Genomic DNA, 14751 nt, shown 5'->3' with positions numbered 1-14751 from the left:
GCCATGAATATCGCTCATCTCCTGCTCGGATCGTCACAAGAATTCCGCGACCAAGTGGCGCTCGCGCGCGGGATGCAGGCACACGGCAGCTACCGCGATCTGTGGCGCAAGGTGTCGGTGATGAGCACGCATCTGCGCGTGCGGTTCGGCCTGGAGATCGGCGATCGCGTCGCCTTCGCCTTGTCCAATTGTGTCGAGTCGATCGAGGTCATGTACGCGATCTGGCATGCCGGTCTTTGTGCCGTGCCGATGAATGCGAAGCTGCACGCCAAGGAATTCGCCTACATCCTGGAAAATTCCGGGGCCAAGCTTTGTTTCGTCACGCCCGATCTGGCGACAAGCATTGCCGAGGCGGCGCAGGATGCGTCGGCCCTGAAGGAAATCGTCGATGTCACGACGCGTGCCTACAGCTTCATGGCGGTCGGCGATCCAAGCCTGATGACCGATTGTGAGCCCACCGATCCCGCCTGGCTCTTCTATACCTCGGGCACGACCGGTCGACCGAAGGGAGCCGTGCTCAGCCATCGCAATCTCCTGGCCATGACCCTCAACTATTACGCCGATGTCGACCGTCCTGTGGCAGGCGGCTCGATGGTCCATGCCGCGCCCATCAGCCATGGCTCGGGCCTCTGGAATTTTCCCATGCTGGCGCGAGGCGTGACGCAGGTCTTCCCCGAGAGCGGCAAATACGATGTGCCTGAGACCGTCGAGCTCATGAACCGCTGGCCTGATTGCAGCATCTTTCTCGCGCCCACCATGGTGAAGCGTCTGGTGGAGCATTCGGTGGTCGGCGATCTCAAGCCGGGCGCATTGCGGCTGATCTCCTATGGCGGCGCGCCCATGTATGTAAGCGATCTCAAGCGGGCAATGGATACGTTGGGCGACGTGCTGTGCCAGCTCTATGGGCAGGGCGAGAGCCCGATGACCATAACCCACCTGTCACGCGCGATGCATGCCCTGCGCGATCATCCGCGCTGGGAAGCGCGACTTGCTTCCGCGGGCGTCGCCGCTACCTGTGTCGAGGTGCGGGTGGTCGATGAGGAGGGGCGTCGGCTTCCGGCCGGCGAGGTGGGCGAGATCATCGTCAAGGGTGACACGGTGATGTCGGGTTACTGGAACAATTCCGAGGCGACGGCCAAGTCACTGCGCAATGGCTGGCTCTGGACTGGCGATGTCGGTGCCTTCGACGAGGATGGTTTCCTGACCCTCAAGGACCGGTCCAAGGACATGATCATCTCCGGCGGCAGCAACATCTATCCGCGCGAGATCGAGGACGTTCTGAACCTGCACCCGGCGGTGGCGGAATGTTCGGTGGTCGGACGGACGCACCCGGAATGGGGCGAAGAAGTCGTGGCCTTCGTCGTGACTCGACCGGGCATGACACTGACATCGGCCGAACTCGACCAGCTCTGTCTCGAGAACATTGCCCGCTTCAAACGGCCCAAGGACTACCGCTTCATCAAGGCGCTGCCGAAGAACAATTACGGCAAGATACTCAAAACCGAGCTTCGCACCCTGCTGTAGGATTGCGGACGACTGGAGGAGGACAGGATGGGCAGCATGATCGATTTCAAGCGTCCCGATGGCTCGACGTGCAAGGGCTATCTGGCAGAGGCCGGCAAGGACAAGCCGGGCCTTGTCGTGATCCAGGAATGGTGGGGGCTGAACGATCAGATCAAGCGCGTTGCCGACCGCTTCGCCGCCGCCGGCTACAACGCCCTGGCACCCGATCTGTATAAGGGCCGCGTGACGCAGAAGCCGGACGAAGCCAACCATCTCATGACCGGCCTGGATTTTGTCGGCGCGTCCGATCAGGACATTGCCGGCGCCGTGGCGCATCTGGCCGGTATTAGCCGAAAAGTCGGGGTCATGGGGTTCTGCATGGGCGGCGCTCTCACGATTGCCGCCTGTGCCCGCGTGCCCGGCGTTGCCTGTGGCGTCCCTTACTACGGCGTGCCGCCGACGCAGCTTGCCGATCCGGCAAAGATCAAGGTGCCGATCCAGGGGCACTTCGCCAACCGCGACGACTGGTGCACGCCGCAGGTCGTCAACGACTTCGAGAAGGCCATGACCAGTGCCGGCAACAAGCCGGAGATCTATCGCTACGATGCCGGGCACGGCTTCGCAAAGGACGACGGCGCGGCCTACGACGCGACTGCCGCCAAGCAGGCCTGGGATCGCACGCTCGCCTTCCTGAGCAAGCACCTCTGACCGTCCGTCCGGCCATCGGGCTGGCGATCGTCGGGATGGGGGCCGCGATGGGCCCTCTCGACATCGCGGTCAACGTTGCGCTTCCGGCGATCACCTCACACTTCGGCCTGCCTCTGGGCGAGGTGCAGTGGCTGGTGATTTGTTATGTGCTGGTCTATGGCTCGCTCATGCTGGTCTGCGGCAAGCTGGGCGACCTGTTCGGCCATCGTCTTGTCTTCCAGCTCGGCCTGATCCTGTCTGCTGTCGGATGCGCCGCCTGTGCGATGGCGCCGTCCTGGCCGCTGTTCCTGTGGGCGCGGGCCGGGCAGGGCATCGGTACCGCTCTTGCTCTGGCCTGCGGTCCGGCCCTCTCCACCTCGCTCTACAGCGAGCAGAACCGCACCAAGGCCTTGGCGGGTTTTGCCGCTGGTCAGGCGCTCGCCTCGACGATCGGTCCGTTGCTGGGCGGCGTGCTGGTGCAACTCTGGGATTGGCCCGCCGTCTATTGGATGCGGGTGCCGCTCGCCTTGGCGACCTTGGCCTTGTCTCCCTTGCTGCCGTCGCCAAAGCCGGACAATCGACCATTCGATGCGATCGGGGCCTTGTTGCTCGCCTTCTCGATGACGTCGCTGTTGCTTGCCCTGGTGCTGTCCCAGCGCGCCGTGCCGGCCTCACAGCCGTTGGCCCTTGTCACGGCCGCCGCATGGGCGCTGGCGCGCTTTGTTCGCCACGAGAGCAGGTTCGAGGAACCGATCCTGCGTCCAAGCCTGTTTGCCGATGCGCGCTTCACGATTCCGAACCTTCTGAGCGTGCTCGCCAACCTCGCGAGCTTCGCCATCCTGCTGCTCACGCCGTATTACCTGATCAACGTTCTCGGCCTGTCGGCCTCGGGTGCCGGCCTGATGATCGCCCTGGCTTTTGTCGGCGGCACCGCCGGCGCACCACTGGCTGCGCGCCTGGTGCCGCGGCTCGGCCAGCGACCAACAGCCTTTGCCGGGGTGCTCGTCGTTGCCGTGAGCCTGATGGCGCTGGCCTGGACCACGGCCGGCACGCCGTTGCCCGTGCTGGCGCTGCTCCTGCTGATCGAGGGGAGTGCTTATGGTCTGCTGGTCGTGGCCTATACCGACATCGTGACCAGCAGCCTGGCGCGTCGGGATCGTGGCGTCGCCGGCGCGCTCGCCCTGCTGACGCGCACGGTTGGGGTGGTGAGTGGCGCGGCGGTGCTGAGCGCGCTCCAGGCCAGGGGAGCCGCCGGCCAGGCCGGCATCGATGGCTTCCTCACTGGCTACCGGTTTGCCTTCATGGCCGCCGGCGGTGGGTTACTCGCGGCACTGTTGTTTTCGTGCCTGTGGCCGCGCGCCTGGTTCGGACGATGAAGGCGCGGCCAACCCACCGTCGCCGCCCCGCCTACTGCAACGTTATGTTGCCGCGCTTGATGATGTCGCCGAACATACGGCTCTCGCGCTCGACCTGGGCGCGCATGTCGGCCGGACTGAGATAAGTCGGCTTGGCGCCGCCCTTGTCGAGCTTGTCGATCACATCCGGCGACTTGACCGACTCCTCGATCGCCTTGGCCATCGCCTGCACGATCGGATCGGGCGTTCCCGCTGGCGCCAGCAGGCCGTACCAGCTCTCGCCGCCTTCCTTGCCGTAGCCCTGTTCGCGCAAGGTTGGGATGTCGGGCTTCTGCGGCCAGCGCGAGTCATTGATGATGGCCAGGCCCTTGAGGCGTCCGGCGAGGATGTGCGGCAGCACGGTCTGATCGAATTGCGCCTGAATCTGCCCGCCGAGGAGATCCTGCGTAGCCTGCGCGCTGCCCTTGTAGGGGACGTGGGTCATTTTGATGCCCGCCTCGATGTTCAGCATTTCGCCGAACAACTGGGTGATGGTGCCGAGCCCGGCGGAGCCGAAGTTCACCTTGCCCGGATTGGCCTTCACGTAGGCCACGAACTCGGCCAGCGTATTGGCCGGCACCGACGGATGGATCGCGAGCGCCATCCAGGATGTCGACATGCGCGCGACGGTGACGAAATCCTTGGCCGGATCGACAGGGATCGGCTGGAGATGACCGGTGATCGCGAGCATCGCCACGGTAGTGGCCAGGAACGTATAGCCATCGGCTGGCTGGTTCTTCGCGACCTCGGCGCCCAGCATTCCCGATGCGCCGCCTTTGTTGTCGAACAGGACAGGCTGACCGAGAAGATGACCCGCCTTCTCGAGAACGATGCGCGCCGAGATGTCGGTCGGGCCGCCAGGCGGATAGGGCACGATCACCTTGATCTGACGGTTCGGCCATGTGTCTGCCAAGGCCGGGCTCGCGATGGCGACGCCAAGGGCCGACATGAAAGTGCGGCGCAGCATGATGTTCCTCCCAGAACTTCGTTTGGTCGGAGCATTTCACGCAGCAACACCACTCGCAACAGCAGCGGCAGATGGCATGCTAGGTTTGCATAAAGGAGAGGAACGACATGGCTGGCAGATTGAACAACAAGGTGGCGATCGTGGTCGGCGCGGGCTCGATCGGTCCAGGATGGGGCAACGGCAAATGCACCGCCGTCACGTTTGCGCGTGAGGGTGCCAAGGTCTTCTGCGTCGATCGCAAGCGCGCCGCTGCGGAAGAGACCGTGGGCCTGATCGAGAAGGAAGGCGGCGTCGCTGTCGCGTTCGAGGCCGACGCGTCCAAGAATGCCAGCGTCAAGGCGATGGTCGATGCCTGCATGGCGAAATGGGACCGCATCGACATTCTCGACAACAATGTCGGCATGGGCTCGACCGGCGGGCCGGTGGAGCTGAGTGAAGACGAGTGGCAGCGCGTCTTCGACGTCAATGTGAAGAGCTTCTTCCTCACCGCGAAGCATGTGCTGCCGATCATGGAGCAGCAGGGCAAGGGCGCGATCGTGAATGTCAGCTCGATCGCCTCGATCCGCAGCCCCAAGGGCATCGCCTATGTGGCCTACAACGCAAGCAAGGGCGCTGTGAACTCGCTGACATTGGCCATCGCTTCGCAATATGCGGAGAAGGGCATCCGCTGCAACGCGATTCTTCCCGGCCTGATGCACACGCCGATGATCGACTTTCTCGCCGAGCAGTATGCCAAGGGCGAGAAGGATCATAACCAGGCCTACGATCGGATGATCGCCATCCGCGACCGCGCGTCACCCACCGGCAAGATGGGAACCGGCTGGGATACGGCCAATGCCGCCTTGTTCCTGGCCTCGGACGAGGCGGCCTATGTGAATGGCCACCTGCTGGTGGTCGATGGCGGCATCACGGTGCGCGCCTAGCGAAGCCAGGCAATCGGCTCAGGGCGCGAACTGCTCCTTGAGGATGCGCTCCTCCAGGTCGTGCTCCGGGTCGAACAGCAACGGCAGCTGGATGTCGGTAGCCTCGGTCACCGTCACCTTGGCGACATTGGCGATCTCGACCGAGTCGGCGGCCGCGGCGACGGGGCGCTTCCTTGGATCGAGAACCGTGAACTCGACCTTGGTCTGGTGCGGCAGCAACGCGCCGCGCCAACGACGCGGCCGAAAGGCGTTGATCGGTGTGAGGGCAAGCAGGCCGGCGCCGAGAGGGATGATGGGACCATGGGCCGACAGATTGTACGCGGTCGATCCGGCCGGCGTGGCGACCAGCACGCCATCGGCGTGCAGGTCCGGAAGTCTCATCTGGCCGTCCACGGCCACGGCAATGCGTGCGGTCTGGCGGCTCGAGCGGAGCAGCGAGATCTCGTTGATCGCGATCACCTCGTGGCGCTGGCTGCGCGTCGTGGTGGCGAGCATGCGCAGCGGGGTCAAGGTCACTTCGCGGGCCATCTTGAGGCGGGCGATCAGCCCTCCGGCGCGATACTGATTGAGAAGGAACCCCACGGTGCCGAGATTCATCCCGAAGATCGGCGTTCGGCGCCGGATGTTGCGATGCAGCGCCTGCAGCATCAGCCCGTCGCCGCCCAGTGCCACGATGATATCGGCCTGCGCCGGCACGACGCCGGCATAGCGCTTCTCGAGCGCCGCGCGTGCCGCGCGTGCCACCGGCGTCGCCGCGGCCACGAATGCAAGACGCGGTGAAGAGGAGGAGGTGGGCATCGGGCCTCGGCAACGCTTGGAACGGAATGCGCACTATAGCGACCGCTGCCTTCATTGCGATAGAGTCCGATCCAAGCAAAAGGAAAAGGAGGAACCGATGGAACTGATTCCGCTGGGTCCCGGATTTGGCGTCGAGGTACGCGGCGTCGGCATTCTGGATGTCGCCACGGATGCCGAAGCCTACAAGGCCGTGCGGGCGGCTTTCGAAGACCACTCGTTGCTGGTCTTCCGCGATCAGCCGGTGGCGGATGACGTTCAGGTTGCTTTCAGCCGCGCCTTCGGCCCGCTCGAACTGACCAAGGTGTCGTCCCTCGGCCAGAACACGTTCTATTCCCGGCTGACGAATACGATGAACGGCAAGGTGGTGCCTCCCGATCATCGCCAGGTGCTGGTCGCCAAGGCAAACGCGCTATGGCACACCGACTCCTCCTTCAAGAAGACACCGGCCCTGGCCTCGGTATTGACGGCGCGGGTGTTGCCGGGCGAGGGCGGCGAGACCGAATACACCTCCACCCGATTGGCCTGGGAACGCCTGCCGACGGATCTGCAGGAGCGTCTGACGGATGCGGTGGCGACGCACTCCTATGCCAACAGCCGCGACCAGATCCATCCCGATCTCGCCACCGAGATGGAGCGCCGGGCCCTGCCGCCGGTGCGCTGGCGCCTCAACTGGCGCAATCCCGTGAACGGCCGTCGTGCCCTCTATGTCGCCAGCCACGCCTACGCCATCGATGGCATGGAGGAGCGCGCGGCGCGCCAGCTTTTGGCCGAACTCCTCGGCGAAGCCACGCGCTCCGACTATGTCTACAGCCACAAATGGCGGCAGGGCGATGTGGTCATGTGGGACAACCGCGCCATGCTCCATCGCGGTCGTCCCTGGAATTACGCTGATGAGCGGACGATGGTGCGCACGACCATCTCCGCGACCGACGCCGACGGCTTGAACGAGGTCAGACCCACTGCCGTTCATTGAACGGCAGCGCCGCCGGATTATTCGGCGGCAGCCAATCTCTGGTTCTGGCTGACCGCGGCGCGAGCGCGGGCGAGATCCTCGCCGCGCTTCTTGGACACGGCCGCTTCTCCGCCGGCCGTTTCGGCGAACAGGGAGAGCTTGTCCATTTCTTCCTCGGCGACCGGCTCGAGGGCGAGATCGGTGTATTCGAGCCGCTTCGGATCGTGCTTGACCTTGGAGCCGATGCGCCATCCCTGCCACGCCAGCCGGGCGTAGATCTTCAGCTTGCGCCAGGTCTCGGCCGCGAGCTTGAGGTGGAACAGGCCGACCGGCTCGATGGGCATGCCATAGCGGCGATCGCGGCGGTACTTCATGCGCACGATGCCGCCCTCGAGCGGATGCACGCCCTCGGCCTCGAACATGATCTTGAACATGGTCATGAAGTGCGCCGGCTCGGCCGGGTCACGACCGGCGATGGAGCCGTGCCGCCTCGCCACCGTCTCGATGTGCTCGGGCGTGTAGTAGGCCTTCCAGGCGTCGCGATAGGTCTGGTCGAATTCCGCGTCGCTCATCTTCGGATGGTGCACGACGCGGTGATGCAGGTCGAACTTGTTGAGGTCCGGATCCATCCAGGCACCCTGCTTCCAGAGTTTCTGATGATCTTCCGAACCCGGCAGCGGCGTGAGGATGAACAGCTCGAGGATGTCGAGCGGCAGCTCCTTCTTGATGATCTCGATGTCGCGCAGCACCGATTCGCGCGTGTCGCCTGGGAAGCCCAGGATGTAGCCGGCCCAGGTCGAGATCCCCGCCGCGTGCCATGCCTGCAGCATCTTGCGGTAATCGGTGATCTTGTTCTGGCGCTTCTTGGCCGCCAGCAGGTTGTCGGGGTTGATGTTCTCGAGGCCGATGAAGACTCGATACACGCCCGCCCATTGCGCCTTGGCGATGAAGTTCGGAACGCGATGGCATTGCGTGTCGACCTGGATGATCAGCGACGTATGGATGCCTTCGTTTTCCTTCAGCTCGATCAGGCGATCGAAGAAGTCTTCCCAATGACGGTTGCGGGCCATGTTGTCGTCGGTGATGAAGAACGACGTGATGCCCTGCTTGTAGTTCTCGCGAATGATGTTCTCGAGATCGTCGGCGGTCCGGAAGCGGCTCTTGCGGCCCTGCACGTTGATGATGGTGCAGAAGGAGCACTGGAACGGGCAGCCGCGGCCGAGATCGAAGCTGGACTTGCGGCCTTCGTTGCGTGCCAGCGCCGCCGGCGGCAGGGCCGGCGTCGGAGCGCCGCCGAGGCCGGGCAGGTCGTCCATGTAATTGTAGAGCGGCTTGAGGGTGCCGTTCCACGCGTCCTTCAGGACCACGTCGAGACGGCCTTCCTCGGCCTCACCGGCGAAGATCGAGACTCCCATGTCCATCGCCGCCTGAATTTCCGGCGGTACGACCGGCAGCATCGACAGGCAGCCGGCGGCATGGAAACCGCCGATGGCGACGGGCAGTCCCTCCTTGAGGAATTGGCGGGCGAGGTCGACGGCGCGCGGGAACTGGTTGCTCTGAACACCGACCAGGCAGATCAGCGCCTTGCCCCCGGTCGAACGAACCTTTGCCGCGATGCGATCGCAACGCACCCTGGTATTCGTCTCGTCGAACGGCTTGATCACGATCTCGACGTCTTCGCCCAGCACGTGACGCTTGCGGCAGTCGTCGCCCAACCCATAAAGGGCGGCGAGCGTGTTCGACGGAATGTGCGATTTCAGCCACGTGATCGGATAGCCGTCGTCATCGTAATGCGTCGGCTTGATCAAAATGAGCTGGAAAATCTTCTTGCTGGCTAAACCGCCCATGCGGACCTTTTCTCCATTCCGAAATCCGCGTGCGATCCATCGACTCGCTTGACGGTGACGCGGCTCACACTGCGCTGCCCCATTTCCTGACGCAAGCCCTTACCCCGCGAAAGGAAAAACCTTCTTCTTCAATACGTTATGACCTGAACGAATATCCCCGGCAAGTGCAGGTACAGTTTGGTCCTGTGAACGGCCGTCGCCTGTGACATATCTAACACCGGGCTGCCGGCATTGCAGGTTCATTGGCGTACCGGCAGTTTCTGCCTTGTAGAAGCGCATTAAGGCGCCTTGCGGAGGAAAGCGAACAGGACGTGACGTTTCTTGCCCATGTGCCGGCGTTGGCACCTTTTCGGGTTCGCAGCTTTCGATTTCAGTGGCCCGCCGATCTCCTGGCCTCCTGGGCCTTCGAAATGGAAGGCGTGATCCTGGGCTGGTTCGTGCTGGTCTCCACCCAGTCCGTGACGGCATTGGCGCTGTTCGGCTCGCTGCAATTTCTTGGGACGTTGATCTCGCCTTTCTTCGGCATGGCCGGCGACCGCATCGGCAACCGCAATCTGATCTGCCTGATGCGGATTACCTATGTCGGCGTCGCTTTGTGCCTGGCGCTGCTGTTTCTGACCGGATTTGCGGCGCCTCTGTCAGTATTTGCACTGGCGACCGTCATGGGCTTGGTAAGACCCTCCGACATCACGATGCGCAACCTCCTGGTCGGCGAGAGCATGCCGGGCGACCTGCTGATGCGGGCCATGAGCGTGTCCCGCACCACGGCAGACATCGCCCGCGTGGTGGGTGCGCTCTCCGGCGCCACCCTGGTCGCGGCGCTCGGGTCGGGACTGGCCTACGTCGTCGTTTGCAGCGTGTATGTCCTGAGCTTTCTGCTGTCGCTCAATGTTGGCATCAAGCGCCTGCGGATGCTGCGGGAGGAGCCGATCCGCACCGGCCCACTTAAAGCATTACGTGAAGGGTTCGCATATGTCTGGTCGACGCCGGACGTACGGGCCGCCACGCTGCTCGCCTTTCTCATGAACTTCGCTGCCTATCCCCTTGTTGGATCTTTGTTAGCGCATGTCGCCAAGGACATTTACGGGATGGACCAGACCGGCCTCGGCTGGCTGATCGCAAGCTTCGCCATCGGGGCTCTGGCGGGGTCGATCGTGCTGTCGATTCACGGCAGCCGGGTTCGCGCGGCGCGGACGATGATCGCCTCGGCTCTCCTGTGGTTCGCGTTGAATTTTGTCTTCTCATGGGTGGAGACGCCGCGCTGGGGCGAGTTGCTACTGGTCGCCATGGGGACGGCGCAGAGCTTCTGTATGGTGCCGATGGCGGTGCTGCTGCTACGGACGGCGGATCCCGCCTTCCGGGGCCGGGTGATGGGCGTGCGCATGCTGGCGGTCTATGGCCTGCCGCTCGGCTTGGTCTTGAGCGGACCGTTGGTCGAACATCTTGGGTTCGCGATCACCGGATCCCTGTTCAGTCTGGTCGGGATCGTGTTCACGATGCTGATCGCATCGCACTGGCGCGAACACCTCTGGTATTCGCACGCTGCAGCGAATCTGCGGTAAGGAAGGGTCCAAACGATCAGCGGCGTGTCGACCACCACCGCCTTGGGCGGGGGGCCGCACGCCGCTTGTCTCATCGGAGGTTAACTCCTGCGTCTGATCAGAGACGTCCCATCAGGAGCAGGATGATGACGATGATGAGGATCAGCCCGACGCCGCCGCTGGGGTAGTAGCCCCAGCCGCTGCTGTAGGGCCAGGTCGGCAACGCGCCGAGCAATATCAGGATCAAGATGATCAGCAGGATAGTGCCCAGCATGTTGCCTCCTTGGTTGTTTAGCCGAGGTTCTTCTCGGCAAAAGCCCAGTTAACGACCTTGTCCAGCAGGTCCTTGACGTGATCCGGACGGCGGTTCTGGTAGTCGAGGTAGTAGGCGTGCTCCCACACATCGACCGTCAGCAACGGGGTCTCGCCGTGCGCGATGGGGGTATCGGCATTCGACGTCGTGGTGATCTTGAGCTTGCCGTCGGCGCCCTTCACCAGCCAGGCCCAGCCGCTGCCGAACTGGCCGACCGCCGCCTTCTGGAACGCTTCCTTGAATTCCTTCACGCCGCCGAAGCTCGACTGGATGGCGTCCTTCAGCTTGCCGGTCGGCTCGCCGCCCTTCGGCGACATGCTTTCCCAGTAGAAATTGTGGTTCCAGATCTGGCCGGCATTGTTGAAGATCGCCTTGTCCTTGTCGTTCTTGGCCGACTTCTTGACGATCTCTTCGAGGGACAGTCCCTCGTAGGCCGAGCCCGGCACCAGGCCGTTCAGGTTGTTCACGTAGGCCGCGTGGTGCTTGCCGTAGTGGAAGGAGATGGTCTTTGCCGAAACGACTGGCTCCAGCGCGTTGTCGGCGTAGGGCAGCTTCGGGAGTGAAAAGGCGTTGGGCTTGTCTGATGGCATGACTTTTGGACTCCTCGTTGCGAACGCCCGACTATGAAACGCGGAGATGCAGTTTGTGTTGCGTCCCATTTACGCCGGGCTGGCGCTTCGCGAATTGGCTTTCGCCAGCCATTTGTCAAGGTAAAGCGGCGGCTGCAGGGTGGGTTGTGCGGGCTGCAGCGTCGGATATGTAGGAAACGGAACCAACCCGGAGGCCTGTCATGAGGGGCAACCCGACCATCATCGCCGACCTGAACAAGCTGCTGAAGAACGAGCTGACGGCGATCAATCAGTATTTCCTGCATGCCCGAATGATGAAGCATTGGGGCTTCGAGCGGCTGGCCGGCAAGATCTACCAGGAGTCCATCGGCGAGATGAAACATGCCGACAGGCTCATGCAGCGCATCCTTCTGCTGGATGGCCTGCCCAACCTGCAGGATCTCGGGCGGCTCGGAATTGGCGAAACTGTCCCGGAATGCCTCGAGGCCGATCTAAGGCTGGAAACGGCCGCCCGCACCGATCTGGTCGCTGCAATTGCGGCGTGCGAGACGGCGCAGGACTATGTCAGCCGCGAGCTCGCGGTCGACATCCTCGCTGATGCGGAAGCCCATATCGATTTCCTCGAGACGGAAATCGCCCTCGTCGAGAAAGTCGGTCTGCAGAATTACCTCCAGACCCAGATCGGAGAGGGGAAGGAGCCCGACTGAGGGCTGACCGGACATCAGTCCGCCGCGAGCAAAGGAGCGGCCGTCGCCGCTTCCTCCGTCAGCACCTGCTCGATCTTCTGCCGCATGTCGGCGGCGCAACCGCCGCATTGCGGCTGGTGCCCGCAAGCCCGGAAGACGTCCACCGGACGGCGTGCTCCGGCGCGAACGGCGGTCTCGATATCCCGATCTCGGATGGCGCGGCAGATGCAGATATACATGAATTTGATGTTGCGAATTGATCGCATCAGCAAATAAGACGCGTTCGCAATACAGTCAAGGTACAGTAAGCCGGGCCGGTAGACTTGTCAGGGCAGTTATCCCACCGCATGGTGCGCCGCGATGAGTGCACCGCGTTATTGGGACGACTACGAAGTCGGCCGGAAATATCCCTTGGGGTCGACGAGCTTCACCGAGAAAGAGATCGTCGACTTCGCAACCCTCTACGATCCCCAGGATTTCCACGTCGATGCCGCGGCTGCGCGCCACTCGCTGTTCGGCGGCATCATCGCCTCCGGCTGGCAGGTGTGTGCCAAGCTGATGCGTCTGTTCGTCGACAACTACCTCGACAAGCGGACGGCGCTGGGATCGCCGGGCGTCGACGAGATCCGATGGCTGAAGCCTGTCCGTCCCGGAGACACGCTGACGGCGTGGATCGAGTGCTCGGCAAAGGCGCCGTCCAAGAGCAGGCCGACCCTGGGTGTGGTTCATGAGAACTGGACCGCCATCAACCAGAACGGCGAACTGGTCATGACGGCCAAGGGCATCAACATGGTGCGCCGGAGACCGGCGTGATGCAGGCAGTGAAAGGCCTGGACCACGTCGTCGTGATGGTGGCGGAGATCGATGCCGCCCAAGCCGCCTATGAACGGCTGGGCTTCCAGGTCCAACCGCGCGGCTTCCACAGGAAGCTCGGCACTGCCAACCATCTCATGATCTTCGAGCGCGATTACTTCGAGATCCTAGGCATCGTCGAGGACACCGAATTCAACGCCGAGCGACGCGAGTGGCTGAGGCGAACCGGCGGCGGTCTTGCCAATGTCGCTCTCGCCACCGATGGCGCCGATGTTGCCTACGCCGCATTCAAGGCCAGTGGCCTGGAGCCGGATGCACCGCTTGCGTTCGAGCGCGCCGTCGAGATCGAGGGTCGGCTCGAACAGGCGCGCTTCCGCACCGTGCGCATCCCGAAGACGCACATGCCGGTGGTCGGCTATTTCGTGTGCGAACATCAGACGCCGCAATTCGTCTATCGTCCCGAATGGGCGCGGCATCCCAACGGCGCACGCGGCATCAGGGGCGTCACCGTGGTCGCCGAACAGCCGGCGAAATGGATCGACCTGCTGGAGAAGTATTTCGGCGCCAGCGCCATCCAGCGAGAGGGCGAGGGGCTGAGGATCGACACCGGCACCCAGCCCATCACCTATATGACGGCGCGCGATTATCTCGCCCGCTATCCCGGCATTGCGCTGGCCCGTTCGGGCGATCATCCGGCCCTGCTGCGGATAGAAGTGCAATCGCTGTCGGCGTGCGAGGCGCTGCTGCGGAAGAATGGCGTCACGATCGTCAAGGCCGATGCCGAGCGGTTGCTGGTAGCGCCGTCGCAGGCTGCCAATCTCGCCCTGGAATTTGTCGGGCGTTAGGCGCGATGGCGTTCGATCTTTCCGACCGCAGCATCTACGGCTTTGCAACCGCCGAGCATCTGCGCTTCGCCGACCTCGATGCCAACGGCCATATCAACAACGGTGCGTTCCTCCAGCTTCTGGAGAATGCGCGCGTTTCCTACATGCGCGAGATCGTGCGCAGCGGGCTGCCGCGTTTCCGCGTCGTCGTCGGTCGGCTCGAGGTCGATTTCAAGAGACAGATGTTCTATCCGGGCACGGCGACCGCTTGTGCCCGCCTGATCGAGGCCCATGAGCGCAAATGCATCGTCGGACATGGCCTGTTCGACGAGCAGGGGAACTGCACCGCCGTGCTGAAGGCAGTCATGGTGTCCCTGAACGAACAAACCCATCGCAGCACGCCATTCGAGCCCACCGTACGCACGGTCCTCGAACAGCTCGCCGCCTCTCCGCAAGGAATGCCGACATGAACCAGACGCTGATTCCGGAGGGCTTTCGCAAGCTCGACGCCACCGACGATTTCGTCAGCCTGATTGGACCGCTGTGGTTCAAGGCCGAGGGTGACAAGCTCAGGGTCGGGCTGCCGCTCGAACCGCGCCATGGCAATCCCATGGGATGGGCGCATGGTGGACTGCTGGTGACCGTCGCCGATATGGTGATGGGAGCGGGGTCGGGACACGCGACGGGAATCCGCTGGCCTCATCCCACCGTGTCGCTCAGCACCGAGTTCGTGCGCGGTGCCCGGCTGGGTCAGTGGCTCGAAGGCACCGCGCGCATCGTCCGGCGCACCGTCAATTTCTGCTTCTGCAACTGTGACCTGGTGTGCGGCGGCGAGATCGTGCTCATCGCCTCGGGCGTCTTCAAGGTGCCGGATGTCGAGAAGATCCCGGAAGAGATGCGAGCCAAGGTGCTGGGCAAGTGGGGCGCCGGCTGA

At 63.4% G+C, this 14751-nt stretch carries 17 protein-coding genes; 11 read left to right on the top strand and 6 right to left on the bottom strand.

Annotation, left to right across the window (positions count from 1 at the left end):
- Positions 1-3: 3 nt before the first annotated feature.
- From B5D62_RS19745 to B5D62_RS19735, 3 genes are read left to right on the top strand one after another with little or no spacing between them, the layout of a single operon-like run.
- Positions 4-1524, top strand: a complete 1521-nt coding sequence (locus B5D62_RS19745) for a class I adenylate-forming enzyme family protein (RefSeq protein WP_085935645.1) — start codon at positions 4-6, stop codon at positions 1522-1524.
- Positions 1525-1551: 27 nt separating this feature from the next.
- Positions 1552-2211 carry a dienelactone hydrolase family protein gene (locus B5D62_RS19740; RefSeq protein ID WP_085935644.1) on the top strand — a complete coding sequence of 220 codons (660 nt, stop codon included), beginning with the start codon at positions 1552-1554 and terminating at the stop codon, positions 2209-2211.
- Complete coding sequence (locus B5D62_RS19735; protein WP_269435113.1) at positions 2172-3566, top strand: MFS transporter; 1395 nt, start codon at positions 2172-2174, stop codon at positions 3564-3566. Before B5D62_RS19740 ends, B5D62_RS19735 begins: the two co-directional genes overlap by 40 nt.
- 31 nt (positions 3567-3597) lie before the next feature.
- On the opposite strand, the gene B5D62_RS19730 is transcribed toward B5D62_RS19735, so the two are convergent.
- Positions 3598-4551: a Bug family tripartite tricarboxylate transporter substrate binding protein gene (locus B5D62_RS19730; RefSeq protein ID WP_085935642.1), complete on the bottom strand. Its 954-nt coding sequence runs from the start codon at positions 4549-4551 to the stop codon at positions 3598-3600.
- Between the two features lie 107 nt (positions 4552-4658).
- On the opposite strand from B5D62_RS19730, the gene B5D62_RS19725 reads away from it, so the two are divergent.
- The gene (locus tag B5D62_RS19725) at positions 4659-5474 is read left to right on the top strand and encodes an SDR family NAD(P)-dependent oxidoreductase (protein ID WP_085935641.1); all 816 of its coding nucleotides are present in this window, start codon (positions 4659-4661) and stop codon (positions 5472-5474) included.
- 18 nt (positions 5475-5492) lie between these two features.
- Here B5D62_RS19725 and B5D62_RS19720 read toward each other — a convergent pair whose 3' ends face one another.
- Positions 5493-6272, bottom strand: a complete 780-nt coding sequence (locus B5D62_RS19720; RefSeq protein WP_085935640.1) for an NAD kinase — start codon at positions 6270-6272, stop codon at positions 5493-5495.
- Between the two features lie 97 nt (positions 6273-6369).
- Here B5D62_RS19720 and B5D62_RS19715 point away from each other — a divergent pair, with 97 nt between their 5' ends.
- On the top strand, positions 6370-7245 hold the full coding sequence (locus B5D62_RS19715; protein ID WP_085935639.1) for a TauD/TfdA dioxygenase family protein: 876 nt from the start codon (positions 6370-6372) through the stop codon (positions 7243-7245).
- A 17-nt stretch (positions 7246-7262) separates the two neighbouring features.
- Here the strand turns inward: B5D62_RS19715 and B5D62_RS19710 are convergent, their stop codons facing one another.
- Complete coding sequence (locus B5D62_RS19710; RefSeq protein ID WP_085935638.1) at positions 7263-9071, bottom strand: B12-binding domain-containing radical SAM protein; 1809 nt, start codon at positions 9069-9071, stop codon at positions 7263-7265.
- A 242-nt stretch (positions 9072-9313) separates the two neighbouring features.
- Between B5D62_RS19710 and B5D62_RS19705 the strand changes: the two genes are divergently transcribed.
- On the top strand, positions 9314-10633 hold the full coding sequence (locus B5D62_RS19705) for an MFS transporter (protein ID WP_231714875.1): 1320 nt from the start codon (positions 9314-9316) through the stop codon (positions 10631-10633).
- A gap of 97 nt (positions 10634-10730) precedes the next feature.
- Here the strand turns inward: B5D62_RS19705 and B5D62_RS19700 are convergent, their stop codons facing one another.
- Positions 10731-10886: a DUF3309 family protein gene (locus B5D62_RS19700; protein WP_085935636.1), complete on the bottom strand. Its 156-nt coding sequence runs from the start codon at positions 10884-10886 to the stop codon at positions 10731-10733.
- A 17-nt stretch (positions 10887-10903) separates the two neighbouring features.
- Positions 10904-11515 carry a superoxide dismutase gene (locus tag B5D62_RS19695; RefSeq protein WP_085935635.1) on the bottom strand — a complete coding sequence of 204 codons (612 nt, stop codon included), beginning with the start codon at positions 11513-11515 and terminating at the stop codon, positions 10904-10906.
- Between the two features lie 200 nt (positions 11516-11715).
- Here B5D62_RS19695 and bfr point away from each other — a divergent pair, with 200 nt between their 5' ends.
- A complete protein-coding gene (bfr, locus tag B5D62_RS19690; protein ID WP_085935634.1) occupies positions 11716-12201 on the top strand; it encodes a bacterioferritin in 486 nt (161 codons plus the stop codon).
- 14 nt (positions 12202-12215) lie between these two features.
- Here bfr and B5D62_RS19685 read toward each other — a convergent pair whose 3' ends face one another.
- Entirely contained in the window at positions 12216-12446 is a 231-nt protein-coding gene (locus B5D62_RS19685) for a (2Fe-2S)-binding protein (protein WP_085935633.1), read from the bottom strand.
- 94 nt (positions 12447-12540) lie between these two features.
- On the opposite strand from B5D62_RS19685, the gene B5D62_RS19680 reads away from it, so the two are divergent.
- Genes B5D62_RS19680 through B5D62_RS19665 form a run of 4 tightly spaced genes read left to right on the top strand, consistent with a single transcriptional unit; the run spans position 12541 to position 14751 of the window.
- Positions 12541-12993, top strand: a complete 453-nt coding sequence (locus tag B5D62_RS19680) for a MaoC family dehydratase (protein WP_085935632.1) — start codon at positions 12541-12543, stop codon at positions 12991-12993.
- Positions 12993-13838, top strand: a complete 846-nt coding sequence (locus B5D62_RS19675) for a VOC family protein (RefSeq protein ID WP_085935631.1) — start codon at positions 12993-12995, stop codon at positions 13836-13838. Before B5D62_RS19680 ends, B5D62_RS19675 begins: the two co-directional genes overlap by 1 nt.
- Before the next feature lie 5 nt (positions 13839-13843).
- Positions 13844-14287 carry an acyl-CoA thioesterase gene (locus B5D62_RS33440; RefSeq protein ID WP_170921030.1) on the top strand — a complete coding sequence of 148 codons (444 nt, stop codon included), beginning with the start codon at positions 13844-13846 and terminating at the stop codon, positions 14285-14287.
- Complete coding sequence (locus B5D62_RS19665; protein WP_085935630.1) at positions 14284-14751, top strand: PaaI family thioesterase; 468 nt, start codon at positions 14284-14286, stop codon at positions 14749-14751. The genes B5D62_RS33440 and B5D62_RS19665 overlap by 4 nt, the downstream gene beginning before the upstream one ends.

Source organism: Enhydrobacter aerosaccus (assembly GCF_900167455.1).
Classification (GTDB): domain Bacteria; phylum Pseudomonadota; class Alphaproteobacteria; order Reyranellales; family Reyranellaceae; genus Reyranella; species Reyranella aerosaccus.
The sequence above is the reverse complement of the archived record's forward strand: the minus strand, read 5'-3'. Positions and strand labels throughout refer to the sequence as shown.

Coding starts and splice junctions, on each gene's coding strand:
- B5D62_RS19710 (WP_085935638.1), bottom strand. CDS start 9,071: ATGGGCGGTTTAGCCAGCAAGAAGATTTTCCAGCTCATTTTGATCAAG.
- B5D62_RS19685 (WP_085935633.1), bottom strand. CDS start 12,446: ATGCGATCAATTCGCAACATCAAATTCATGTATATCTGCATCTGCCGC.
- B5D62_RS19720 (WP_085935640.1), bottom strand. CDS start 6,272: ATGCCCACCTCCTCCTCTTCACCGCGTCTTGCATTCGTGGCCGCGGCG.
- B5D62_RS19675 (WP_085935631.1), top strand. CDS start 12,993: ATGCAGGCAGTGAAAGGCCTGGACCACGTCGTCGTGATGGTGGCGGAG.
- bfr (WP_085935634.1), top strand. CDS start 11,716: ATGAGGGGCAACCCGACCATCATCGCCGACCTGAACAAGCTGCTGAAG.
- B5D62_RS19740 (WP_085935644.1), top strand. CDS start 1,552: ATGGGCAGCATGATCGATTTCAAGCGTCCCGATGGCTCGACGTGCAAG.
- B5D62_RS19730 (WP_085935642.1), bottom strand. CDS start 4,551: ATGCTGCGCCGCACTTTCATGTCGGCCCTTGGCGTCGCCATCGCGAGC.
- B5D62_RS19745 (WP_085935645.1), top strand. CDS start 4: ATGAATATCGCTCATCTCCTGCTCGGATCGTCACAAGAATTCCGCGAC.
- B5D62_RS19700 (WP_085935636.1), bottom strand. CDS start 10,886: ATGCTGGGCACTATCCTGCTGATCATCTTGATCCTGATATTGCTCGGC.
- B5D62_RS33440 (WP_170921030.1), top strand. CDS start 13,844: ATGGCGTTCGATCTTTCCGACCGCAGCATCTACGGCTTTGCAACCGCC.
- B5D62_RS19680 (WP_085935632.1), top strand. CDS start 12,541: ATGAGTGCACCGCGTTATTGGGACGACTACGAAGTCGGCCGGAAATAT.
- B5D62_RS19725 (WP_085935641.1), top strand. CDS start 4,659: ATGGCTGGCAGATTGAACAACAAGGTGGCGATCGTGGTCGGCGCGGGC.
- B5D62_RS19665 (WP_085935630.1), top strand. CDS start 14,284: ATGAACCAGACGCTGATTCCGGAGGGCTTTCGCAAGCTCGACGCCACC.
- B5D62_RS19715 (WP_085935639.1), top strand. CDS start 6,370: ATGGAACTGATTCCGCTGGGTCCCGGATTTGGCGTCGAGGTACGCGGC.
- B5D62_RS19695 (WP_085935635.1), bottom strand. CDS start 11,515: ATGCCATCAGACAAGCCCAACGCCTTTTCACTCCCGAAGCTGCCCTAC.